The sequence below is a fragment of the Halioglobus sp. HI00S01 genome (assembly GCF_001635445.1).
GTDB classification, from domain to species: domain Bacteria; phylum Pseudomonadota; class Gammaproteobacteria; order Pseudomonadales; family Halieaceae; genus Halioglobus; species Halioglobus japonicus.
In genome coordinates this window covers 1-290 of sequence record NZ_LWEE01000363.1, presented here as the reverse complement: position 1 = coordinate 290, position 290 = coordinate 1, and the positions used below count along the sequence as shown (strand labels likewise).

The window sequence follows — 290 nt, the reverse complement described above, 5'->3', positions numbered from 1 at the left end:
CTGGAGCGATTCTACCCTCGGTGCCCAGTCGCTCGATGCGCTGCCCCAGGCGGCCCGCGATTACATCAAGAAAATCGAAGAGGTTGTCGGTGCACCTATCGACATCATCTCCACCGGCCCGGATCGCGTTGAGACGATCGTGCTGTGTCATCCCTTCGGTTGATCATCTGCATCAGGATAAAGGGGCCCTCCGGGCCCCCTTTTTTTAGATATGTCTCGCCAAATAAAACGTGATTTGCCTATCAACGTTTTGCAGCTAACCCTGGTTTAGTGCTCAAGGCCTGCTGCTA

General features: G+C 54.5%; 1 protein-coding gene. It reads left to right on the top strand.

What is annotated here, in order from left to right; all coding sequences use genetic code 11:
• Window positions 1-163: adenylosuccinate synthetase (locus tag A3709_RS22885; RefSeq protein ID WP_197484346.1), on the top strand; the 163-nt coding region annotated here is incomplete at its 5' end.
• Window positions 164-290 lie beyond the last annotated feature (127 nt).